Origin of the sequence: Flavonifractor hominis (genome assembly GCF_040095835.1) — a bacterium.
Taxonomy (GTDB): domain Bacteria; phylum Bacillota; class Clostridia; order Oscillospirales; family Oscillospiraceae; genus Flavonifractor; species Flavonifractor hominis.
Genome location: NZ_JBBMFT010000001.1, coordinates 713,470 through 734,838, shown reverse-complemented (window position 1 = coordinate 734,838; position 21,369 = coordinate 713,470). Strand labels below are relative to the sequence as shown.

Annotated in this window: 19 protein-coding genes, 1 pseudogene and 1 riboswitch; of the genes and pseudogenes, 9 read left to right on the top strand and 11 right to left on the bottom strand. The window is 57.4% G+C overall.

What is annotated here, in order from left to right; genetic code table 11:
• Window positions 1–253 precede the first annotated feature (253 nt).
• From WMO45_RS03700 to WMO45_RS03670, 7 genes are read right to left on the bottom strand one after another with little or no spacing between them, the layout of a single operon-like run.
• Window positions 254–616, bottom strand: a complete 363-nt coding sequence (locus WMO45_RS03700; RefSeq protein ID WP_155151098.1) for a bifunctional adenosylcobinamide kinase/adenosylcobinamide-phosphate guanylyltransferase — start codon at window positions 614–616, stop codon at window positions 254–256.
• Complete coding sequence (locus tag WMO45_RS03695) at window positions 616–1,173, bottom strand: bifunctional adenosylcobinamide kinase/adenosylcobinamide-phosphate guanylyltransferase (protein WP_155151101.1); 558 nt, start codon at window positions 1,171–1,173, stop codon at window positions 616–618. Before WMO45_RS03695 ends, WMO45_RS03700 begins: the two co-directional genes overlap by 1 nt.
• An 11-nt stretch (window positions 1,174–1,184) precedes the next feature.
• On the bottom strand, window positions 1,185–2,126 hold the full coding sequence (locus WMO45_RS03690) for an ECF transporter S component (protein ID WP_155151104.1): 942 nt from the start codon (window positions 2,124–2,126) through the stop codon (window positions 1,185–1,187).
• Window positions 2,105–3,811 (bottom strand): ABC transporter ATP-binding protein, encoded by a 1,707-nt coding sequence (locus WMO45_RS03685; protein WP_155151107.1) that lies wholly within the window; start codon window positions 3,809–3,811, stop codon window positions 2,105–2,107. The genes WMO45_RS03690 and WMO45_RS03685 overlap by 22 nt, the downstream gene beginning before the upstream one ends.
• Window positions 3,784–4,710 (bottom strand): energy-coupling factor transporter transmembrane component T, encoded by a 927-nt coding sequence (locus tag WMO45_RS03680; protein ID WP_155151110.1) that lies wholly within the window; start codon window positions 4,708–4,710, stop codon window positions 3,784–3,786. The genes WMO45_RS03685 and WMO45_RS03680 overlap by 28 nt, the downstream gene beginning before the upstream one ends.
• The gene (locus WMO45_RS03675) at window positions 4,704–5,561 is read right to left on the bottom strand and encodes a DUF4430 domain-containing protein (protein ID WP_155151113.1); all 858 of its coding nucleotides are present in this window, start codon (window positions 5,559–5,561) and stop codon (window positions 4,704–4,706) included. The genes WMO45_RS03680 and WMO45_RS03675 overlap by 7 nt, the downstream gene beginning before the upstream one ends.
• Window positions 5,562–5,569: 8 nt before the next feature.
• Entirely contained in the window at window positions 5,570–7,483 is a 1,914-nt protein-coding gene (locus WMO45_RS03670; RefSeq protein ID WP_155151116.1) for an S-layer homology domain-containing protein, read from the bottom strand.
• An 805-nt stretch (window positions 7,484–8,288) separates the two neighbouring features.
• Window positions 8,289–8,468: riboswitch (cobalamin riboswitch) on the top strand.
• 215 nt (window positions 8,469–8,683) lie between these two features.
• On the opposite strand from WMO45_RS03670, the gene WMO45_RS03665 reads away from it, so the two are divergent.
• The 4 genes from WMO45_RS03665 to WMO45_RS03650 are packed head-to-tail and all read left to right on the top strand — an operon-like array spanning window position 8,684 to window position 12,437.
• Window positions 8,684–9,706, top strand: a complete 1,023-nt coding sequence (locus WMO45_RS03665) for an ABC transporter substrate-binding protein (RefSeq protein ID WP_155151119.1) — start codon at window positions 8,684–8,686, stop codon at window positions 9,704–9,706.
• Window positions 9,707–9,715: 9 nt separating this feature from the next.
• A complete protein-coding gene (locus WMO45_RS03660; RefSeq protein WP_155151122.1) occupies window positions 9,716–10,783 on the top strand; it encodes a FecCD family ABC transporter permease in 1,068 nt (355 codons plus the stop codon).
• Window positions 10,784–10,798: 15 nt separating this feature from the next.
• Window positions 10,799–11,557: an ABC transporter ATP-binding protein gene (locus WMO45_RS03655; RefSeq protein WP_173023883.1), complete on the top strand. Its 759-nt coding sequence runs from the start codon at window positions 10,799–10,801 to the stop codon at window positions 11,555–11,557.
• Between the two features lie 55 nt (window positions 11,558–11,612).
• Complete coding sequence (locus tag WMO45_RS03650) at window positions 11,613–12,437, top strand: AraC family transcriptional regulator (RefSeq protein ID WP_155151128.1); 825 nt, start codon at window positions 11,613–11,615, stop codon at window positions 12,435–12,437.
• Window positions 12,438–12,623: 186 nt separating this feature from the next.
• Here the strand turns inward: WMO45_RS03650 and WMO45_RS03645 are convergent, their stop codons facing one another.
• The gene (locus tag WMO45_RS03645) at window positions 12,624–13,043 is read right to left on the bottom strand and encodes a flavodoxin domain-containing protein (protein ID WP_349139269.1); all 420 of its coding nucleotides are present in this window, start codon (window positions 13,041–13,043) and stop codon (window positions 12,624–12,626) included.
• A gap of 44 nt (window positions 13,044–13,087) precedes the next feature.
• Window positions 13,088–13,651 carry a DUF3793 family protein gene (locus WMO45_RS03640; protein ID WP_349139268.1) on the bottom strand — a complete coding sequence of 188 codons (564 nt, stop codon included), beginning with the start codon at window positions 13,649–13,651 and terminating at the stop codon, window positions 13,088–13,090.
• A 260-nt stretch (window positions 13,652–13,911) separates the two neighbouring features.
• Here WMO45_RS03640 and WMO45_RS03635 point away from each other — a divergent pair, with 260 nt between their 5' ends.
• The 5 genes and pseudogenes from WMO45_RS03635 to WMO45_RS03615 form a co-directional block, all read left to right on the top strand.
• A complete protein-coding gene (locus tag WMO45_RS03635) occupies window positions 13,912–14,634 on the top strand; it encodes a hypothetical protein (RefSeq protein ID WP_349139267.1) in 723 nt (240 codons plus the stop codon).
• Window positions 14,624–15,580: a tRNA dihydrouridine synthase gene (locus WMO45_RS03630; protein ID WP_349139266.1), complete on the top strand. Its 957-nt coding sequence runs from the start codon at window positions 14,624–14,626 to the stop codon at window positions 15,578–15,580. Before WMO45_RS03635 ends, WMO45_RS03630 begins: the two co-directional genes overlap by 11 nt.
• A gap of 5 nt (window positions 15,581–15,585) precedes the next feature.
• A complete protein-coding gene (locus WMO45_RS03625; RefSeq protein WP_349139335.1) occupies window positions 15,586–15,858 on the top strand; it encodes a GIY-YIG nuclease family protein in 273 nt (90 codons plus the stop codon).
• Window positions 15,851–16,795 (top strand): tRNA glutamyl-Q(34) synthetase GluQRS, encoded by a 945-nt coding sequence (gene gluQRS, locus WMO45_RS03620; protein WP_349139265.1) that lies wholly within the window; start codon window positions 15,851–15,853, stop codon window positions 16,793–16,795. The genes WMO45_RS03625 and gluQRS overlap by 8 nt, the downstream gene beginning before the upstream one ends.
• Before the next feature lie 18 nt (window positions 16,796–16,813).
• Window positions 16,814–18,035: pseudogene (locus WMO45_RS03615) on the top strand (endonuclease Q family protein); the annotation flags it as partial.
• A 73-nt stretch (window positions 18,036–18,108) separates the two neighbouring features.
• Here WMO45_RS03615 and WMO45_RS03610 read toward each other — a convergent pair.
• The gene (locus WMO45_RS03610) at window positions 18,109–18,846 is read right to left on the bottom strand and encodes a phosphatase (protein ID WP_349139263.1); all 738 of its coding nucleotides are present in this window, start codon (window positions 18,844–18,846) and stop codon (window positions 18,109–18,111) included.
• 91 nt (window positions 18,847–18,937) lie between these two features.
• Complete coding sequence (locus WMO45_RS03605; protein ID WP_349139334.1) at window positions 18,938–21,313, bottom strand: phosphoketolase family protein; 2,376 nt, start codon at window positions 21,311–21,313, stop codon at window positions 18,938–18,940.
• Between the last annotated feature and the right edge of the window lie 56 nt (window positions 21,314–21,369).

Below are 21,369 nucleotides of genomic sequence, written 5' to 3'. Positions count from 1 at the left end.
AAACCGCACATGGTATGATATAGGTGCGGATTGCTTTTGTACCAAAGATGCAAAAACAACTGCCGGGAGTCCGGCAGTTGTCGCGCATGTCCCGGTGCAGGCAGGTACAAAGATACTGTCCGGCGTATCTGACTTATCCTCTCTCCGGAGGCATCACAGTGACCCGCTCGCGGGGCTTTTCACCCCATTCCGCCCTTCGGGAGTTTCCCGGCAGGATAGTACCATGATATTCTTTTTTTGATGATCGTCTTATTTATGGTTTCAGCTGCTGCGGCAGCCCGCAGAAAATACGAGTAACCGTGTTCGCTTTGGAAGCTAAAACAGTGAGAGTACGACCGGCTAAATCGCGCCATTTGCGTTCCAAATCTTCCATCGGGACGATGCCGCAAAAAATATCCTCACAGATCAACACCGTTTCCGCCGGATATTCCGTCTGCGGCAGGATGCTGCTTTGCGCACAAGCCCGCAGGTATTGTTCAAAGCCGTAAATACATCGCTTCGTCAAGTCGAGCACAGGACATTCGCTGCAGAAAAACACATCAGAATCAGTCAAGCTGAATTGCGCTTTTGCATAATCCAGCTTTCCCTGATAGACGCCGCCAATGATGATATCCATTATGTTTTTCCCTCCAACGCTGGCAGGCGGCCTTTATGAGCGACCGGACGCCCAAGACAGATTTCCACAACGCAGTCACAACGCTCTGCCAGGAACCGATCCAGGTATGCCAAGCCTCGCCTATATCGTTCGGTCACAGGATCGTAAGCAATTCCATCTCCGTACAGATAATCGCTGACCACGACGGCATGTTCCACGGCGCCGAGAAAAGTCCCCAGATCAGCCGCTATACGCTCTGTCGCGGTCTCATCAGGCTGTGCATTGGTGGGGAACATCTCATTGGCCAGCAGCGCCGTGACGCTGTCCAGCAAAAAAACACCGCTATGATCCGCCTGTTCCAAGCAAACAGGCAAGTTTCGTCCCTGTTCCAGGGTTACAAATCCCTTGCCCGCCCGTGCCGCTCTGTGGATGCGTATCCGCTCCAATTCATCGGCGTCACATGGGGGCTCCATGGTTGCTACATAATAACGCGGGCGTCTTTCTGACAGGCTCAGCGCACATTGCAAAGCGAAAGTGGATTTCCCATTTTTGCACCCACCTGTGATAAAGACTGTCATGCATCCACTCCTCACCGATAGATTCCGTATTTCAGCTTGATTCGCTCCAATTTCCTGATGATTTTATCCCCAAAGATAAAGTTGAAAATCGCCGCGGAACCGGCATGCGCTGCATCATAGGGCACGCCGGAGATGTAAAGCAGCTTCATCGTGTCCCAGCTGATCTCATTTCCTCCCGGGATACTGGCCGCGGTAACCATGGCGCAGATATTCATCAGCCCGCCGTAAATGATAAACGTTGTAAAAAACGTAAAAACAGTCAAGGTGATGTCGTCTACCGGAAGGCGTTTCCGCTGTACCAATACGCCCAGCAGTAAACCAATGGCGCCGAAAACATATAAGCGCCAGCCTAGAAAAGAGCCGTTGTCTACCGGTGGGAAAAGCAAGTAAAGAAGGTAGGCAGTCAGGACCGCAAATACCACACACAGCAGCGGTCCCATCACCACCTTAAAATCCCTGGACTTGAGTTTTTCCACCGTGGCCCGGTTAAAGGCCAGACCGGCCAGGAAGCCCAACAGTCCCCAGCAAAACATCTGCCAGGGCGTCCACGGTCCCTGCCCTTCATAAAAATTCAGTACAAACCTGGACAGGGCGCCGATCAGAAAACCCGCCTCCGGCCCCAGCGCAATTCCGCTGGCAATTATAATTGCTGTTCCTGCGCGGATTGCAATGGTCATACGGCACAGGAGCTGCACGCAGAGCGTTAGGGCACACATCATGGCAATCAGAACGATTTCACGCGCCTTTGGTTTCCGTTTTTCAAATACCATAAAAAACGGTGCAACAGTCATAGCCAAAATCATCCAGCTGACCAGGATATATTTTCGGTCGTTGAATAATGTGAACCCCAGAATAATCACCGCTGGAATCGCTATAAAAATAAGCAGCGATGAAACGGCAGTGCGCTTGCGGTGGGCGGTCTCTACCTGACTTATTTGATATCCCCGCCGCATCGAGCCGCTACCTCCTCCCATGTGATGGCATCTGGAAACCACTGTCCCGCCACTCGGTTGGCCGTGGTGGTGTAAAAACTATTTCCCGAAAAGAACTCTTTCGGAGTCCCACAGGAAACAATTTCACCGTCAAAGAACAGGGCGCACCGGTCTGCATACTCGGCACAGAACTCAATATCGTGCGTTACCATCAGTATTGTCATACCGCTCTGGCATAACCGCTTGAAGATATCGGCCAGCGTTCGCTTAAAAAAGGGATCCAATCCCTTGGTGGGCTCGTCCAGCAGCAGAATCGCAGGCTGGCGCAGCAGAATTTTTCCCAAAGCCAGCCGCTGCTGCTCGCCGCCGGAGAGGTCATAAGGATGCGTCTCCAACAGGGAGTCAAGTTCCATTTCTCTCGAAATCTCAGCCACGCGGGCTGCCTGCTCATCCTCCGGAAGTTTTTCATCGGACAATGCTTCGAGTAATTCCTCACGGACGGTGATCTCCGTGAACAGTGCCTGCGGGTTTTGCGGCAGCATTGCAAGTCCATGGTGGAACAGTTCCATATCCGAGAGTTTTTCCAGCCGCTTACCCCGGATCTCAATCGTGCCGCGGTATGGCTTGACCAGCCGGGTAAGCGCTTTCAAAGTCGTTGTTTTTCCCACACCGTTTCCACCCAAAATGGCAAACAGCTCACCCTCGCGTACTGCTAATTCGACGCCGCGCAGCGTGTCCAAAGAAGTCTTTCCGTAACGGAACCATACATCATGCATCGACACCACGCTTGGCATACTCGTACTCTGCGCTGATTTTACGGTATGAGGCCGCAGTCGCGGTCTCTTGTTTTTCTCCGGCGTCTCATGGCCCGGCTGTCCAAGGCATTCCTCCAGCCACAAGCGCCCCTCCCGCACGGTTAGGGGAAATCTGCCTTCTGGTTTTACCGCGGACGCAATCTTTACTACCGCCGGAAGTCCATAAAACATTTCCCTGCACACACCCGATGCAACCAGAGCCGCCGCCTCCCGGGGCCCGTCGTCAATGGCAAGCTGTCCGTGCTCCATAACCAATACACGATCCGCCATCGGAAGCAGCTCTTCCAATCGGTGCTCGGAAATCAGGATCGTTGTTCCTAACTCCGTATTGATTTTTTTCAGCGTAGCCAGGAAATCCGAAGCCGCAATGGGATCTAACTGCGAGGTGGGTTCATCCAATATCAGGAGTTTGGGCTGCATAACCATAATGGATGCCAAATTCAAAAGCTGTTTCTGCCCACCGGAAAGCTCGCTGACATTTTTGCGGAACCATGTCTGAATTCCAAAGAAGCTGGCCATTTCAGCGACGCGCTGCTTCATAATGCGGCTCTCCAGCCCCAGGCTTTCCAACCCGAACGCCAGCTCATGCCACACTTTGTCGGTAACAATCTGGTTGTCCGGATTTTGTTGAACAAAACCGATCTGAGAAGTGCTGACGCGGTCGTCCAGATTCTCCACTTCCTCACCGCAGTACAGAATGTGCCCCTCCAGTTTTCCGTATGGCATTAGATTCTTTTTCAGATGCCGCAGCAAGGTGCTCTTGCCGCACCCGGATTTGCCGCAAAGCACCACGAATTCTGAACGCCGGATGGAGAAACTCACATCCTTCAATACATCTTCTTCGCATCCTGGATAAGCGAAGTTCACATGGCTGCATGAGATAATTTCCATTCGTGTATTCCTCTCATATCCAGCACCATGGGAATGGACATCAATCCCAGATACGCTGCCAGACTGATCCACTGTAAAACCGTAAAGCGCGGCAGAAGAATGGCTGGATAATAGTAGATTGACATACTTCCTGCTGCACAGGCTGCCACAACCGCCCCGCCCAAAAGCAGGATGGCTGCCAGCAATACTTTCTCACCGCCGGCAAAGCGAAACAGATGAAAACTGCTGCGGCCACGGAGGCCGTATCCACGCGCCTCCATCGAATCAGCACTTTCAATGGATGCCTCCAGTGACCACGCAATCAAAATGGATACTTCTTTCCCAAACTGCCGGATGCGTTTAATCCAAGAGGAACCCTTGAGTCCCCTTCCCATGCATCGCTGCGCTGCGGCCACCTCTCGAAATCGGTGCTGCAGCAGCGGAATATAACGCATAATCATGGAGAGCGTCAACGCCAAAACCGGTGCAGCGCGGCCAAATAAATAAATAAATTTGTCTGCCGTGACTATGACACTGAAGCAGCTGAACCAAATTATGACACTGGTAAGCATGATTGCAGAAGCAAGACCATATATAATCGCTTCCAGCGTAATGCGGTTGTCATTGAGGTAAAACAGCACCGTCACACCGTTGTGAACGTTTAGCGTATTAAACAACGTCATCAGCAAGATTGCAGGAATTAAAACTAAGCAGTTAAATCGAATTGCCTTTATGCCCCTTAACAGGATAGAATAGCACCATGCCATAAAAAAAGACGACAATAGAAAAACCGGGTGCATGGCAAACATGGTAACGCCAATAACAATGGCAAAATAGGAGAAATTCAGCAGAGGATGGCTGCGGTAAAATGCCGCAGCCTCTCCCAGTCCCTCCCGTACAGAATACGCATCTGTCACCATGTGGAATTATCTCCCACATCGCGTCCAAGATCACAGGTGTACATCCAGACGATCTCATCGCCATCCTCTACAAAGTACTGGCTGCAACCATAGTTGGGAAACTGACCATTGACTTTGTACATCCAGCCGCTCAATGTTCCACCATCGAATTCATAGAGATAATTGATTCCCTCAATATACGCGCCGCTATAGAGCGGATCATCGCGGAACTCCATCTGAATACCCTGGTCGCGAGTCACACGTTTGAGAACCTCAAACACATTCTCGCCCGGTGTATACTCCACCTCTGTTGTGGCGAGAATTACCCCGTTTGCCGGTACATAGGGGATCACCGCCTCGTTCTCTAGCTTGGATGTATCCACCACTGTATCGCACCGAATCTCCAGTGTACAGGTATGAATCACTGATTCCTCCGGGGGTTCAGGAGGCAGCGCCGGAGATTCGGTCTCTGCTGGTTGTTCCGGCTGCTTCGGCTCCTCAACAACAGGTGCCTGTTCCGGCTGCTTTGGTTCTTCAATTACAGGCGGCTGTTCTATTTGTTCTGGCTGTTCAACCGGATCTGGTTCTTCAATCACAGCGGGCTGCTCCGCTTGTTCCGGCTGCTTAACCCCGGCAGACTGCTCAACCTTATCTGAGCTTTCAGCTTCAGCAGGCTGGTCTACGTCATCCGGCTGCTGCGCATCATCGAAGAGTTCCGGCTGCTTATCATCAGGTTTATCAGAAAGCGTTCCCGGCGATGTGGAAGGCACACTATTCTCGGCCGGTTCGATCTTTAGTTGTGCAATCCCAAGTCCCAAAAACACCAAAGCAATTGCGGCAATCGCAATGGCTCTGATTTGCTTTTTCTTCATAAAAATAATCAATCCTGTCCGTAAAGCACATGATATAGCCCCGCAATCATGGAAGCAGCCTGGGCGCGGGTGGCCTGAGCCTCAGGCGCAAAACGATAACTGCCGCCGTCGGAAATGCCATTGATGATGCCGGCCGTCTGCATTGCTGCCACCGCATCTTTCGCATAGACTGCGATGGACGATGCATCTGTAAACTCCAGTATCGCATTTTCCTGCGGCAGCTCTTCCTTGGCTACTTTCTCCACATACCGCTGGAGCATAACCGCCATATCCTGCCGTGTGATTGGTGCATTGGGCGAGAAAAGTCCGTTTCCGCTGCCTGTGGTAATCCCATGCTCAACAGCCCAAGCAACCGCCGGAGCATACCAGTCACCGGAACCGACATCAGCAAACTCATCAGTTGTATATGCAGAACAATCTTCGCCTGAGAATTTGGAAAGCATCTGCACAAACTGGGAACGGGTCACCTTCGTCTCCGGGGAGAAATAGCCGTCTCCCGTTCCATTGAGGATATCCTCGCCTGCCAGCAACGCAATCTGGTCCTTTGCCCAGTGGTTCTTTGTATCGCGAAATATGCCGGGCTCCATGTTTGCCGCGTTCTCATAGCAGTAAATCCGTCCTGCGTCGTTATACCAAATCAGGGAGCCGTCTTTCGCAACGATCACGCTCTGGGAGCAGTATTGCCTGCGGCCGATCCCATCCACAATTTCATATTCCGGTTTTGTCTGTCCCTGGCGGTCCGTCAAAATCCACATCTGAGATACTGTTTCATCCTTAGGCGCATAGGGGACCAGATACAGATAAATCATTTGGCCGTTCTCGTCTGTGGCATATGCCGTAGAAATGCCTGCGGATCCCTTAGTCAGAATGGGAACAGAATAGATCTCCTTCATGGTTTCCGCATCAATCACATGAAATGGCTCTGCGGAGCCCATGGTATACCCGCCGCCGCCGATGTAAAGCCGGCCATTATGCACGACCGGCGTGGACTGTGTGCCGCCGCCCTTTGTATGTGATACCCACTCCAACGCCGTCGTTGGATCGGGCATTCCAGCAGCAGTCAGCGCATAGGAGAATATGGATGCACCATCTGTGGGATGATTGGAAGCCACATACAATCTCTCGGTCTCAGCACTATATGTAATGGTGGATTTTATCGCATAACCTTCGCCGATATCAAAGGTACGTGTATCGCCGGTCTTATAGTCGACCACATAAAGCGTACTGCCACAGCCAAAATAGCAGTGCTTTCCCACAAACGCCGCGCCGTTGAAGCTGAAGCCGTATTTGCTGTCAGATTCCACAATCCATTCTGCTTTTTTCACCTCATCGCCGCGTGCGGTATCCTCATCTTTTGCTGTGAAGCAGGCGTAAACGCCGTTACGGCCATAGGTGCCAGTCACAAAATAACCATTATGGTACATAACTGGCGACTGCATCTGTCCGGTGGCTATGGACTCTGTAACATAAAGTTGTTCCAGCGTGTCGGCGTCAAACACACGGAAAAAGCAGCCGTTCACGCCGGTACCGTCGTCCAGATTGTTGACCTGACAGGGCACAAAAATCATACCGTCGCCGAAAGCGATATCAATAAAAAACTGGTTTACCGGCTCGCCATAAATCCTGGCAGTTTTCACTTCTTCCCCCGTGGCCAGATCCAGTTTTCTCAGATATTGAGAGCTGTAATAATAGACAAAATCTCCCATTACAATGGGAGTCCCTGGTACATCATCCCAGGTGTTTCCGGTATTCTTCTCCCATCGCAGCATCAGATCTGCGCCGCTGACCGCGCTGTGGCCGTCGGATACTCCCTGCGCCCCCGGATCTCCCAAAAACTGCGGCCAGTCGGCCGCAAGAGCTGGTATAAGCAGCACCGTCAGCGACAATACGAGCAACAGAACACTGCGAATGATTTTTTTCATAGCACTCGACCCTCTTTCCTTTAATCGCTACATTATTTAAAGCATATTGGTATGCTTTGATTGCATCAAAACACACCTGGCCACAGCCAGATCAATTCTCAAAAAAGTACTGGGCTACACAGCACAAAGCTGTTTCACCCGGTAATCCACAAAACATGCTCACAAAAAGTAGGATAAGTTTTGAACTTTCCCACAACCCGCTCTCTTTGTCTGCTTGTCCTTGTTATTCTGACTTGCGCATGCCCTCCGCCCCCTTAGGCTTCCTCAGTGGCCCGTTTTCACAGAAAACGGATATACTTCACAATCACAGCTATGGAATTGCACGTCGCCGCCGCTTTCGCTGCGGTTCCTGCTGCAAAACATGTACAGGAATTTCACCTGATTCCCTTGTTCAGCCGAACAAGGATGCGTGTCCGCTCCGGCACTCCGGAACGGGTCGCGCATTTGCCACAAAAGCCGGATCTTCTCTATGCAGTTGTCTGGGTTTCCTATGACAGAGGGAAATCATGCGTGGGTGTAACCCACGCATGAAGGGCCATGGCCCTTCATGATTCCTTTTTGTATGCGGCTCCTGCGTCAACACGCATGGGCTTGCTGCTCCGTATATGCCCCGCAGGACTGACTGCATCTTTATTTTATCTCAAATTTTGCTAAAAACAAGTGTCCGTTCTTGCGAATTCAGTGGTGCGCCGGGTGTCCGCATTTCGCCATCACCGGCGAATTGATACCGGCAGGCATTGCCGCAGGCTGGATTGCGCTTGACAAATCCTGCAAACGTGGTAAGATAAGGGACGCTGAACCACAACAGCTGAATAGCCCACGCAGTGCCGCCATTGGCGGGTAAAAGGGAATCGGGTGGGAATCCCGAACGATCCGGTCACTGTAAATGGGGAGCCGGCCGCATATGTCATTGCGATATTCGCGAGAAGACGCGGCCCGGCGACGATCCATAAGTCAGGAAACCTGCTGCCTGTGCTGAAAAGATGGGAGTCTTCCGCAGAAAGAGTCCATCTGTATGCCGCTGATGCGGAGGGAATATTTCTTATTCCGCCCAGCGGCCACAGTCCTGCTTTCTGCCGACGAAAGCAGGGCTTTTTTGCGGCAATTTTGACCCAAGAAGGAGGGGACACGCAGCCAAGATACGATTCCTCATACCATATATTTAGAGAAAACCATGTGAATAGAAGGAGATTCTTTGTCATGAAACGACTGACAGCCATGTTCCTGACGCTGCTGCTCCTGCTGAGCCTGTCCGCCTGCGGCACAGCATCCCAAAACCAGACGGACAACACAGACAGTGGCAATTCCCAAACGGAAGAACCCACTGTGACGGACGACGGTACAGAAACGGAGAGCGGCTTCCCCTTTACCCTGACCACCAAGGACGGCGCGGAGGTTACCTTTACCCATGTGCCGGAGCGGGTCATCGCGGCCAACGCCAATGCGGGCGACCAGCTGATGGCTTTGGGCCTTGGGGACAAAATCATCGCCACAGCCTATACCAACTCCGATATTAACCCCCAATGGGACGCCGAGTATAAGGCCATCCCTTCGGTAGCGGAAACCTATATCTCTCTGGAAACCATTTTGGATTTGGAGCCGGACTTCGTCTACGGCCGCTCCAGCTCTTTTACCGAAAAGTACAACACCGAGCATGACACCCTCTCCCAGTACGGCATCATGTCCCTGTCCTCCATCGAGGGCTATACCGTGGGTGCGGACGTGGATGTGGTGTATGAGGATTTCTACAATCTCGGCCGCATCTTCCAGGTGGAGGACAAGGCGGAGGAGATCGTCAGCGCCATGAAGGCCCAGATTGCCGCCGCAGAGGAGGCGGTTGCCGGCCAGGAGGCCACGAAGGTCTTCGTCTTTGATATGGCGCAGGAGGAAGGTGCCTACACCTGCGGCAACAACTTTACCTCCAAGCTCATTGAGCACGCCGGCGGCACCAACATCTTCAACGACCTGGACACTACCTGGGCCACCGTCAGTTGGGAGAGCGTTGTGGAGCGCGCCCCGGAAGTCATCGTCATCAACGACTACGGCGACACCTCTCTGGATGAGAAGATTGCCCAGCTGAAGGAAAACCCCGCTCTGGCTACGGTGCCCGCCATCCAGAACGACCGGATTATCTCCGTCAAGCTGTGCGAAGTATTTGCCAGCTCCATGACCGGCGACACCGTGGAGAAATTCGCGCAGGCGTTCCATCCCGACTGCTTTTGATTTGAAGCGATGAAGCGATTCTGCAACCTGGTGAAGCGGCATACGCTGGCATCCTGTTTGGTTCTGCTTGGCCTGCTCGTCGTTTCCGTCATTCTCGGCATCGGATTAGGGCCGGTTTCCATCCGCTTTTCCGACGTCTACCGGGTGATGTTCCACCGCCTGTCCGGGATTTTTACCGGTCAGACAGCGCCGCTGGAGAGCATCCGGGAGAGCACGCAGAACATCGTCTGGTTCCTTCGTGCGCCCCGGGTTCTGCTGGGCGCGCTGATCGGGGCGGCGCTGACGCTCTCCGGCGTCGGCATGCAGGCCTTCACCAAAAATCCGCTGGCAGAGCCGTATGTGCTGGGGATCTCCTCCGGTGCCTCCCTGGGTGCCGTGCTGGCGATGCTGCTGGGCGTGTCCGTTCCGGTGCTGGGAAAGCTGTCCGTATCCATGGGCGCCTTTGCCGGTGCGCTGGTTTCCATCCTGCTGGTCTATCTCCTGGCCAAAAGCCGCGGCTCTGTCACCCCCATCCGCCTGATTTTGGTGGGCGTCGCAGTTTCGGCCATGTTTCAGGCCTTCACCAACTACATCGTCTACACCGCACCGGATGACGCCGCCGTCCGGGAGGCGACCTTCTGGATGCTGGGCGGCCTTGGCAGCGCCGAATGGGAGGATCTGCCCCTGCTGCTCTGCCTGGTGCCCCCGGCCTTCCTCCTGATGCTGGCGCTGTCGAAGTCCCTCAACGCCATGATGATGGGGGATAGCTCCGCCATCACCCTGGGCGTCAACCTGAATGTCGTTCGCAATCTGCTGATTGTCATAACGGCCCTTTTGACCGCCTCTTCCGTGGCGGTCAGCGGCTGCATCGGCTTTGTGGGGCTGGTGATTCCCCACCTGGTCCGCTCCGTGGTGGGGCCGGACCACCGGAAGCTGATCCCGATCTCGATGCTCACCGGCGCGATCTTTCTCATCTGGGTGGATGTGGGCGCCCGCATGATCAAGCCGCCGGCGGAGCTTCCCATCGGCATTCTGACGGCCTTCCTGGGAGCGCCCCTGTTCCTGTGGATGATCCGCGTCCGGCGCTATGAGTTTTAGCTGGAGGGTACCGCTGTGATTACCGCAAACGAGATACATTACGCCGCCGGCAGCCGCGAGATCCTCCGCGGCGTGGATTTTCAGGTGACAGAGGGGGAATTTGTCGGCCTCATCGGACCCAACGGCAGCGGCAAGTCCACCTTCCTGAAGAACCTGTATAAAGTCCTGCGCCCCCAAAGGGGCGCCATCACCCTGTGCGGCGAGGACCTGCTGTCCATGAGCAACCGGGAGATGGCCCAGCGCATGGCCGTCATGGTGCAGGAGCAGGAGGCCGCCTTTGACTTTACGGTGGAAGAAGTTGTGATGATGGGCCGGCAGGCCCGCAAGCGCCTGCTGGAAACCGACAGCCGGGAGGACTGGGCGCTGGTGGGTGAGATCCTTGACCTCACCGGGCTGTCGCCTCTCCGGAAGCAGGGCTTCATCACGCTGTCCGGCGGGGAGAAGCAGCGGGTGCTCATCGCCCGCGCCCTGGCCCAACAGACCGCCGTGCTGGTGCTGGATGAGCCCACCAACCACCTGGATATCAAGTACCAGCTGCAGCTCATGGAGCTGGTGCGAAAAAGCGGCTGCACCGTGGTCGCGGCGATTCACGACCTGAATCTGGCCGCGGCCTACTGTGACCGGCTGTACGCCATGAAGGACGGCGTCATCGTAGGCCACGGCGCTCCGCGGGAGCTGCTGACGACGGATTTCCTGCGGGCCCTCTATGAAGTGGAGGCCGAGATCCTATCCGGCCGCGACGGCGCCATGCGGGTGTTTTTCTATTCCAAGTAAAAAGCGATGAATTCCCGAGAGAAACAAGAAATTATAGTACACGGAGAAGATTATCATGAAGCGCAGCGACAATATGGAGCAAATCCTTGCCTATATTGACGCCCACCCTGATAAAAATATCACGGTGGGCGAGCTGGCTGCGCTTTTGGATTACTCGTTCTATCATTTCTGCCATGCCTTTTCCAGCTATACCGGCGTTCCGGTGGCCGCATACCTGCGCAGGCGCAGAATGGCGGCTGCCGCGCGGGACCTGCTGTCCGGGAAATCATCCGTCAGCGTGGCGGCTGCCCGGGGCTTTCAAACGCTGTCCGGCTTTGCAAAAGCGTTTCGGAAGCATTATGGGCTGTCGCCATCTGAATATCAGAAGGAGCTGGCTGATGAACGGTTCCGCATAGAACCGGAATTCCGCTCGTTGGCCTCCTTTACCGCTGTGGGGTACCGGCTCTCACCGCCGCAGGGAGAGTCCGATGTGTTGAATGCCGGCGCTTACTGGATGGGAAGGGAGTTCGCCTTTGTCAGCCCGGAGGATTACCGGCGGCTTAGCGGACCGGAACCCACAGAGATCGGTGCGTGGATTCAGCCGGACCGTAACACAGGCGAACTATTTTATTTCTTCGGGCCGGTCGTGCAGAGTACCGATTTTATCCCGGACGGCCTGGAGCCGCTGGAGGTGGAGTCTGCGGACTATGCCGTGTTTCCTGTCCCGCCCGGTAACGGCAATATGACGCTGCTCAATGAAAACGTCCGGCGGATGTGGAAGTATATCTTCGGCGAGTGGCTGCCGCAAAACAAGAATTACCGCACCGCTGAGGGCAAGATTGACTTGGAAGTCTACCACAGTGGCAGGACCTCCCTCTACGTTCCGGTCAGCCGGTTATAGTTTCCGCCTTGAAAACGGAGCTGAACCTATGCTGGAATAGAATAGCATAATAAAATACAAGGGCACGGCTGCTATGATATAGCAGCCGTGCCCGTTTTACTCTGGACGGTTTCGGTGATACCCCTGTGGAGCCTCGCCCTTACGCCGGCCCTCCTTTGTTCGTTTGTTTCTTGATATACAGGAAAATCAAAGGGCGGCCAGGGCCTGTCCCATGTCCCGGCAGGCGTCGGCGGAACTGCCCTCCGGGGCGCCGCAGGCGATGACGGGCTCGCAAACCAGACTGCACCCGGCATTCTCGCACTGTTCAGCCCACGTGCGCATCCACTCGCCATCGCCCCAACCGTAGGAGCCAAACAGAGCGATGTCCTTGCCGCTCAGGTGAGGCAGAACCGCCTGGAACATGGGTTCAAATTCGGCCTCTTCCAGCTGTTCGGCTCCCATGGAGGGACAACCAAAGGCCAAAGCGCGGTATTGACCGACCAGATCCGGGGAAAACGCATCCGGTGTAAACAGCTCAGCCTGCCCTCCGGCTCCTTCGGCCACCAGGTTGGCCATAGCCGCGGTATTTCCGGTGCCGCTCCAATAGACGATTGCAACTTTGCTCATGATAAATCCCTTCCTTTATTTATAAATTGAAAAAATGCGAATGATTAGGCGGCCACTACCAGCTGTGTGATGGGAACGCCCTGGGCGTACCGGCGGCGGAAAAGTTCGGTGCAGCGGTGGTAGCGCTCAAACCGCAGCCGGGCCTGCCGGGGATCTCCATAACACTTCCAGCAACCACAAAAGGTGTAATTGCGTCCTTTATGGCGGATAAAGCCCGTTACATCTTCCAGCGGATAGCCCAGAAAAATGCCAATTTCATGAGGGAAGTCTTGCTCCAGACAAATACGGGCGGCCAATTGCCGCAGGCAATCCCGGACATTGTCCCAGGCTTTATAGCCCATGTGCTGGAGAAACGCATGATGTTCCGGCTGTTTAAGCAGTGCCTCAAGCTCCCTGGAGCGGTAGAGATAAAGTAGATAGGAGCTGCGCTTGCGACAGCCCTTGAGTATCAGCAGCTCCAGACCAAGTGTGGCCAGCTGGGTGCGGCAGTGCAGAAATTGCCGGGCAAAGTCCGCGCTGCTGGTCGGGGAAACACGAAACAGGCTGGCAGGCTTCAGCCCCACCAGGGTGGGGGAGGCGTGCTCAATCAGGGCTGCTTCCAGATTCATGTAGTGGCTCCTTTCAGCAATTTAAGTTAGCATTAACTAACCAAGGAACAAAAGATAGAGGTTAGTTAGAACTAACCGATGATTAAAAAATACCACACCGTGCTGGGTTTGTCAACTGAAATTTTTCCTGTATTCGCTGCGCTTGACAGGGCGGGAGAGATGGGCTAAAATTTCTTACATATCGTGTCGAAATGGTGCTAAAGGCTCATATGCGCGGCTCTTCCGCGCATATGAGCCCTTTCCTGTGAGGAGAGATGTGAATGAAGCGGAAAAACTCAATGCGAAAGCTCTATCTGGCGCGCCTGGTGTTTCGGGTGGTGGTGCTGCTGATAGCGGTGTGGTTTTACTGCTTTCGGCCAGAGGCGTTTCGTGTGCTGGAAAAGGGAGAATTTTGGGAGCGATTCAGCCCGCTGCACTTGCTGTGGCTGGTCTGGGTGGGGGATATGCTGATGCAGCTGATCCCGGCCAGACGGTACATGGCACTTGGTTCGGAAAAGCAGTTTGCCCGTTACTACCGGCCTGCACAGGCCCGGGCGGACGCCAGGGAATTTCTGCGGCAGAGCGCGCCGGGAGCGGTGAAGGTACTGGTGATCTGGGTCGGACTGACCCTGGCGCTGGGTATTCTGCATTGGGCCGGCGTATTGGGGCGGGAGGAGCTGTTCCTCTGCGTGTGCTTTTTCTATGTGAGCGATCTAATCTGCGTGCTGTTCTGGTGTCCCTTCCGGGTATTTTGGATGAAAAACCGCTGCTGCACCACCTGCCGGATTTTCAATTGGGATCATATGATGATGTTTTCGCCCTTTCTATTCCTCCCGGGCGGCTATACCTGGAGCCTGGCGGGATTGGCCATGGTGATTCTGGTGCTGTGGGAGGTGCGCTTGTATCGGCATCCGGAGCGCTTCTGGGAGCGGACCAACGGGGCGCTGAGCTGTGGAGCGTGCACCGACCATTTGTGCGGAAGGAGGCAGACACGTGCTGTATGAATATGCGCCTCTGGAAGGGGTGACCAGCGCCCTGTTCCGCCGGGCCCACCGGCGTTGGTTTGGCGGAGTGGACCGGTACTATATGCCCTTTCTCTCCCCAAGCCAGGACCACGTGTTTACCCGGCGGGAACTGCGGGAGATCCTGCCGGAGCACAACGAGGGGATCCCGGTAGTCCCCCAGCTGCTGACCCGGCGGGCGGAGGACTTCAACTGGGCCGCCGGCGAGCTGGCGGCCATGGGGTATGAGGAGATCAACCTCAACCTGGGCTGCCCCTCCGGTACTGTGGCAGCCAAAGGCAAGGGAGCTGGGTTTCTGGCCTTTCCGGAGGAACTGGATTGCTTTTTGGAGGAAATCTTTTCCCACGCCCCCTGCCGCATCTCAGTTAAGACGCGACTGGGGGTAAAAGAGCCGGAGGAATTTGAGCGCCTGCTGGGGATCTACCGTAAATATCCCCTTTCCCAGCTGATTGTGCACCCCCGGGTGCGTACGGACATGTACCGCAACCGGCCCCGCCGGCAGGTTATGGCCGAGACGCTGGCGGACAGCCCCTTTCCGGTGTGCTATAATGGGGATATCTATACCGTGGATGACCTGCGCGGCGTGGAGGAGGCGTTTCCGGAGCTGGCAGGCATCATGCTGGGGCGTGGCCTGGTGGGCGATCCGGCGCTGGCACGCCGGGCCCGTGGCGGGGCCCCTGCCGGGCGGGAAGAGCTGCGGGGCTTTGTGGACGAGGTGTACGAGGGATACTCCGTTGCCTTCGACAGCCGCCGCAATGCCATGCTGCGCATGAAGGAGATCTGGTTTTATCTGATGGGGCTGTTCCGGGACGGGGAAAAGTTGGCCAAGACCATCAAAAAAGCCCGGGAGCCTATGGAATATGAGCAGGCGGTGACCCAGGTGTTTCAGACCCTGGAGCTGCGGGATGCGCTGCAGGCGGACTGGTGAGCGGAATGACTTACTGGGTCTATATCCTGCGCTGCGGCGACGGGACGCTGTATACCGGCATAGCCGCCGATGTGGACCGCCGTGCGGCGGAGCACGCCAGCGGCCGGGGCGCCAAGTACACCCGTGGCCGGGGGCCGCTGGAAGTAGTCTACCGGGAGGCCTGCGGCGACAAGTCTGCCGCCCTGCGCCGGGAGGCGGCCATCAAGCGCCTGCGCCGGGCAGACAAACTGGCGCTCATCCAGAGTGCTGAAGAGAGAGGTCAAGAGAAGGATGGATAAGACGGTCCGGGGGCGGTTTGCCCCCAGTCCCAGCGGGCGGATGCATCTGGGGAATCTCTTTTCCGCGCTGCTGGCGTGGTTGTCGGTGCGCCGCGCCGGTGGACGGATGGTGCTGCGGATAGAGGATCTGGACCCGGAGCGCTGCCGGGAGGAATATGCCCGCCAGCTGGCGGACGACCTGCGCTGGCTGGGGCTGGACTGGGACGAGGGATATGAGGTTGGTGGTCCCCACGGTCCCTACCGGCAGAGCGAGCGCACGGCATGCTACGCCGCCGCCTTTCATGTGCTGGAGGCCCAGGGGCTGATCTATCCCTGCTACTGTACCCGGGCCGAGCGCCTGGCGGCCAGCGCACCCCACCGTTCTGACGGACAGGCGGTGTATGCCGGGACCTGCCGGACGCTGAACGAAGCGGAGCGGGCGCAGCTGGAGCGCACCCGCCGTCCGGCCTGGCGCGTCCGGGTCCCGGACGAGGTTATTACCGTGGACGACGGTCTGCAGGGACGGTATACTCAGCCCCTGGCGCGGGACTGCGGAGACTTTATCCTCCGGCGCTCCGATGGGGTATACGCCTATCAGCTGGCGGTGGTGTGCGATGACGCGGCCATGCAGGTCAGCCAGGTTGTCCGGGGGCGGGACCTGCTGGACTCCACCCCGCGGCAGATGTATCTTTACCGCCTGATGGGCTGGAAGATACCGGAATTCTATCATGTACCGCTGCTGCTGGCGCCCGATGGACGGCGGCTGTCCAAGCGCGAAAAGGACCTGGACATGGGAGCGCTGCGTCAGCGCTTCACGCCGGAGGAGCTGGTGGGGCTGTTGGCATTCTGGGCCGGACAGCTGGAGCGGCCCGAGCCGGTGGCGGCGGCGGAGCTGGTGCGGGAATTTGACTGGGCCCGGGTGCCGCGGGAGGACCGCGTGGTCACCGGGCTGCTGTAACGCGGGGAGGGAGAGGGTATGTATATCGCCGATCTGCACATTCACTCCAGGTATGCCATGGCTACCAGCCGGGACTGCGTGCCGGAACAGCTGGAGCACTGGGCCCGGAAGAAGGGCATCGCTCTGGTGGGCACCGGAGACTTTACCCATCCGGCCTGGCGGGCGGAGCTGAAAGAGCAGCTGATCCCTGCGGAAGAGGGACTGTATGTCCGCCGGGGCGCGGGGAAGGACGCCCCGCGGTTTGTCGTCACCGGAGAGATCAGCTCCATCTATAAGAAAAACGGCCGGGTGCGCAAGGTGCACAATCTGATTCTGCTGCCCCATCTGGAGGCGGCAGAGGCGCTGTCCAAACGGCTGGAGAAAATCGGAAACCTCCGCTCCGACGGTCGGCCCATCCTGGGTCTGGATTGCCGGGACCTGCTGGAGCTCACCCTGGAGACCGCGCCGGAGGCGGTCTTGATCCCTGCCCACATCTGGACGCCCCACTTTTCCCTTTTCGGGGCCTTTTCCGGCTTTGACAGTGTGGAGGAGTGCTTTGGGGACCTGGCGGGGCACATCCATGCTCTGGAGACCGGGCTATCCTCCGACCCGCCCATGAACGACCGCTGCTCGGCCCTGGACCGCTTTACGCTGGTGTCCAACTCGGACGCCCACTCGCCGGCCAAGCTGGGCCGGGAGGCCAATCTGCTGGACACGGGGCTGTCTTATCCAGAGCTGGCGGCGGCCATCCAGACCGGGGCTGGTTTTGGCGGTACGCTGGAATTTTATCCGGAAGAGGGCAAGTATCACTTTGATGGCCACCGCAATTGCGGGCTGTGCCTGTCTCCAGCGGAAGCGGAGGAACTGGGCGGGATCTGTCCCGTGTGCGGCAAGCGGCTGACCACCGGGGTGCTCCACCGGGTGGAGCAGCTGGCCGACCGGCCGGAGGGGTATGTCCGGCCCGACGCACCCTATTTTCAGAGTCTGATGCCGCTGCCCGAGGTCATTGCCGCCTCAGAGGGGGGCGCTGCCGGAGGTAAGCGGGTGGCTGCCCGGTATGAGGCTATGCTGGAGCAGCTGGGGCCGGAATTTTCCATTTTGCGGGAGGTGCCGGTGGAGGACATCCGCCGGGTGGCCGGTCCCTGCGTGGCAGAGGGCATCCGGCGCCTGCGAGCCGGCGAGGTGGAGCGGCACCCGGGATATGACGGAGTGTACGGCGGTGTGGAGCTGCTCCGGCCCGAGGAGCGGGAGCACTACCGCAAGCAGGTTTTTGTGCCGTAAAAGCAATCGCCCCGGGCCGCATTTGGCAGCCTGGGGCGATTTTTCTTGCCTGTTCAGCCGGGGATGGGTGCGCCCAGACGGCGGGCCAGATGGTCCAGAAAGACCTCCGGGTCCCGGTTGAGCACCAGCTCCGGTGGAAACGCCAGCTCTTCCAGCAGGGCCTGGGCGTACTGGTGGGCGCCTACAGCCGTGACAAAATGGGCGTCACTGCCCACTACCACGGGTACCCCCTCCTTGCGGCAGAGAGCCAGCATGGTCGTCACATTGGTCCGGCTGTTGACCCGGGAACAGCGGGGAGACAGGGAGGTGTTGTTGACTTCCAGCAGCACCCTGCGCTCCCCGGCGGCCCGTACTAGGGCGGGGTAGTCCAGGGGAAAGCGGCCGTCGTCCGGGTGGCCGATAATACATACTTTCTGACAGTCCATGGCCCGGATGAGAGCCTGCGTATTGGCCTCAGGGCTGCCGCCCTGGGGCATGCACCAGATGTGCTGGCTGGCGATGGCCATGTCCAGATTGTTCAGCAGCTTTGGGGGCAGGTCCACGGTGCCCTCGAAGTCCATGACGTTGAGTTCCGCCCCCATGAGCACGCGCACCCCGAAGAGCGTGCGGTCGATCACTTTGAAGTTGAGAAAGTGGTCCTTGTGGGTGGTCATCTCCATGCCGGGGGCATGGTCGGTGATGCACAGCAGCTCCAGCCCATGCTCGGCCGCACTGCGCACCATCTCCAGCAGGGTGCAGTAGGCGTGCCCGCTGGCCAGGGTATGGGTGTGGCTGTCCAGTCGAAATTCCATATGATCACATCCTTTATCCTGTCTAGCATACCGGAAAGCGGCAAAAAATGCAAGAAAAACCCCCGAAGCGCCCGCGCTTCGGGGGTTTTTGTCAGATTCCGGCCCCGCCGTTCCACTTCCAGTCCCGGATCTCAGGCAGGTCACAGCCGTGGGCGGTGATATACTGCTTGTGCTCCACCAGCTTGTCCTTCATCAGCTGAATCAGGAACGCGCCCCGGTTGCCCAGCTGAGGCAGGCGTTTGACGGTATCGATGACCAGATCGAACCGGTCGATGTTGTTGAGCACCCGCATGTCAAAGGGAGTGGTGATGGCCCCCTCCTCCTTGTAGCCGCGCACATGCAGGTTTTTGTTGTGGCGGCGGTAGGTGAGCTCATGGATCAGGGAGGGATAGCCGTGGAAGGCGAAGATGATAGGCTTATCCCGGGTGAAGAGCACGTCGTAGTCCTCGTCGGTGAGGCCGTGGGGGTGCTCAGTGTGGGGCTGCAGTTTCATCAGGTCCACCACGTTGACCACCCGCAGCCGCACCTCGGGCAGATACTTGCGAAGGATGGTGACGGCGGCCAGGGTCTCCAGCGTGGGAGTGTCGCCGCAGCAGGCCAGCACCGCGTCGGGCTCCACCCCCTGGTCGTTGGAGGCCCACTGCCAGATGCCAATGCCGTGGGTGCAGTGCTTGATGGCCTCGTCCATGGTCAGCCACTGTGGTCTGGGGTGCTTGGAGGTGATCATGACGTTGATGTAATTGCGGCTTTGAATGCAGTGGTCAAACACACTGAGCAGGCAGTTGGCGTCCGGGGGCAGGTAGAGGCGCACCACGTCGGCTTTCTTGTTGGCCACGTGGTCCAGGAAGCCCGGGTCCTGATGGGTAAAGCCGTTGTGGTCCTGCTGCCAGACGTTGGACGAGAGCACATAGTTGAGGGAGGCGATGTCCTGCCGCCAGGGGAGGTTCCCCGCCACCTTGAGCCATTTGGCGTGCTGGCTTACCATAGAATCCACGATGCGGATAAAGGCCTCATAGCTGTTGAGAAAGCCGTGGCGGCCGGTCAGCAGATAACCCTCCAGCCAGCCCTGGCACATGTGCTCAGACAGCATTCCGTCCAGGATGCGCCCGTCGGGGGAGAGAGCCTCATCGCCGGGGAGCAGCTCGGCATCCCAGCGCCGCCCCATATCCAGCACCCGGTCCAGCTTGTTGCTGACGATCTCGTCGGGGGCGAAAATGCGGAAGTTGCGGGCGCGCTGGTTGAGCTTGAGCACGTCACGGACGTACCGGCCCAGCTCGGCGGTGTCCTCAGCCTCCACCGCGCCGGGGGCTGGCACATCCACCGCGTAACGGGCGAAGTCGGGGGTACGCAGTTCCCGCAGCAGCAGTCCTCCGTTGGCATGGGGATTGGCTCCCATGCGCCGCTCGCCCTGGGGGGAGAGGGCACGCAGAAAGGGCGCCGGAGCGCCGGCCTCATCAAAGAGTTCCTCTGGATGATAGCTGCGCAGCCACTGTTCCAGCTGGGTCAGGGTCTCCTGCTGGGCCGTGTCCGCCGGGATGGGCAGCTGATGGGAGCGGAAGGTGCCCTCCACCTTCTTCCTGCCTACCTGCCTGGGGCCGGTCCAGCCCTTGGGGGAGCGGAAAACGATCATGGGCCAGCGGGGGCGTTCGGTCTCGCCATAGGAGCGGGCTCCCTCCTGAATGCGCTGGATCTCCCGAATGGCCCAGTCCAAAGCGGCAGCCATCTTCTGGTGCATCTGAGCGGGGTCCTCCCCCTCCACAAAGCGGGGAGTCCAGCCGCAGCCCTTGAAGAAATCCTCCACTTCCTCGTGGCTGATGCGGGCAAACAGAGTGGGGGAGGAGATTTTGTAGCCGTTGAGGTGGAGAATGGGCAGCACTGCTCCATCGGTCACGGGGTTGAGAAATTTGTTGGAGTGCCACGCCGTGGCCAGCGGGCCGGTCTCAGCCTCACCGTCGCCCACCACACAGGCGGCGATGAGCGTGGGGTTGTCCATTACCGCGCCGAAGGCATGGGCCAGAGAATAGCCCAGCTCGCCGCCTTCATTGATGGAGCCGGGGGTCTGGGGAGCGCAGTGGCTGCCGATGCCGCCGGGGAAGGAGAACTGGCGGAACAGCCGCCGCATCCCCTCCTCATCCTGACTGACATTGGGATAGATTTCACTGTAAGTTCCCTCCAGATAGGTCTGGGCTACCAGGGCGCTGCCTCCGTGGCCAGGGCCGGAGACATAAATCATGTTCAGGTCATATTTGGTGATGACCCGGTTGAGGTGCGTATAGAGAAAAGTCTGTCCGGGCACGGTACCCCAGTGTCCCACGGGGGTTGGCTTTAAGTGCTCCGGGCGCAAAGGTTGACGCAGCAGGGGATTATCCAACAGATAGAGCTGCCCGGCAGCCAGGTAATTGGCTGCCCGCCAGTAGGCGTCGATTTTGTGCAGCGCATCTGGAGTCAGAGGTCCCTTCTTAGACATGCGTGTAGAGGTCTTAACGACGGTTTTCGTCTTTTCCTTGGGCTTGTTTGCCACCG

Coding starts and splice junctions, on each gene's coding strand:
- WMO45_RS03690 (WP_155151104.1), bottom strand. CDS start 2,126: ATGCGGCGGGGATATCAAATAAGTCAGGTAGAGACCGCCCACCGCAAG.
- WMO45_RS03675 (WP_155151113.1), bottom strand. CDS start 5,561: ATGAAGAAAAAGCAAATCAGAGCCATTGCGATTGCCGCAATTGCTTTG.
- WMO45_RS03645 (WP_349139269.1), bottom strand. CDS start 13,043: ATGAGCAAAGTTGCAATCGTCTATTGGAGCGGCACCGGAAATACCGCG.
- gluQRS (WP_349139265.1), top strand. CDS start 15,851: ATGGATAAGACGGTCCGGGGGCGGTTTGCCCCCAGTCCCAGCGGGCGG.
- WMO45_RS03625 (WP_349139335.1), top strand. CDS start 15,586: ATGACTTACTGGGTCTATATCCTGCGCTGCGGCGACGGGACGCTGTAT.
- WMO45_RS03640 (WP_349139268.1), bottom strand. CDS start 13,651: ATGAATCTGGAAGCAGCCCTGATTGAGCACGCCTCCCCCACCCTGGTG.
- WMO45_RS03680 (WP_155151110.1), bottom strand. CDS start 4,710: ATGGTGACAGATGCGTATTCTGTACGGGAGGGACTGGGAGAGGCTGCG.
- WMO45_RS03605 (WP_349139334.1), bottom strand. CDS start 21,313: ATGTCTAAGAAGGGACCTCTGACTCCAGATGCGCTGCACAAAATCGAC.
- WMO45_RS03610 (WP_349139263.1), bottom strand. CDS start 18,846: ATGGAATTTCGACTGGACAGCCACACCCATACCCTGGCCAGCGGGCAC.
- WMO45_RS03700 (WP_155151098.1), bottom strand. CDS start 616: ATGGATATCATCATTGGCGGCGTCTATCAGGGAAAGCTGGATTATGCA.
- WMO45_RS03665 (WP_155151119.1), top strand. CDS start 8,684: ATGAAACGACTGACAGCCATGTTCCTGACGCTGCTGCTCCTGCTGAGC.
- WMO45_RS03670 (WP_155151116.1), bottom strand. CDS start 7,483: ATGAAAAAAATCATTCGCAGTGTTCTGTTGCTCGTATTGTCGCTGACG.
- WMO45_RS03685 (WP_155151107.1), bottom strand. CDS start 3,811: ATGGAAATTATCTCATGCAGCCATGTGAACTTCGCTTATCCAGGATGC.
- WMO45_RS03650 (WP_155151128.1), top strand. CDS start 11,613: ATGAAGCGCAGCGACAATATGGAGCAAATCCTTGCCTATATTGACGCC.
- WMO45_RS03660 (WP_155151122.1), top strand. CDS start 9,716: ATGAAGCGATTCTGCAACCTGGTGAAGCGGCATACGCTGGCATCCTGT.
- WMO45_RS03695 (WP_155151101.1), bottom strand. CDS start 1,173: ATGACAGTCTTTATCACAGGTGGGTGCAAAAATGGGAAATCCACTTTC.
- WMO45_RS03635 (WP_349139267.1), top strand. CDS start 13,912: ATGAAGCGGAAAAACTCAATGCGAAAGCTCTATCTGGCGCGCCTGGTG.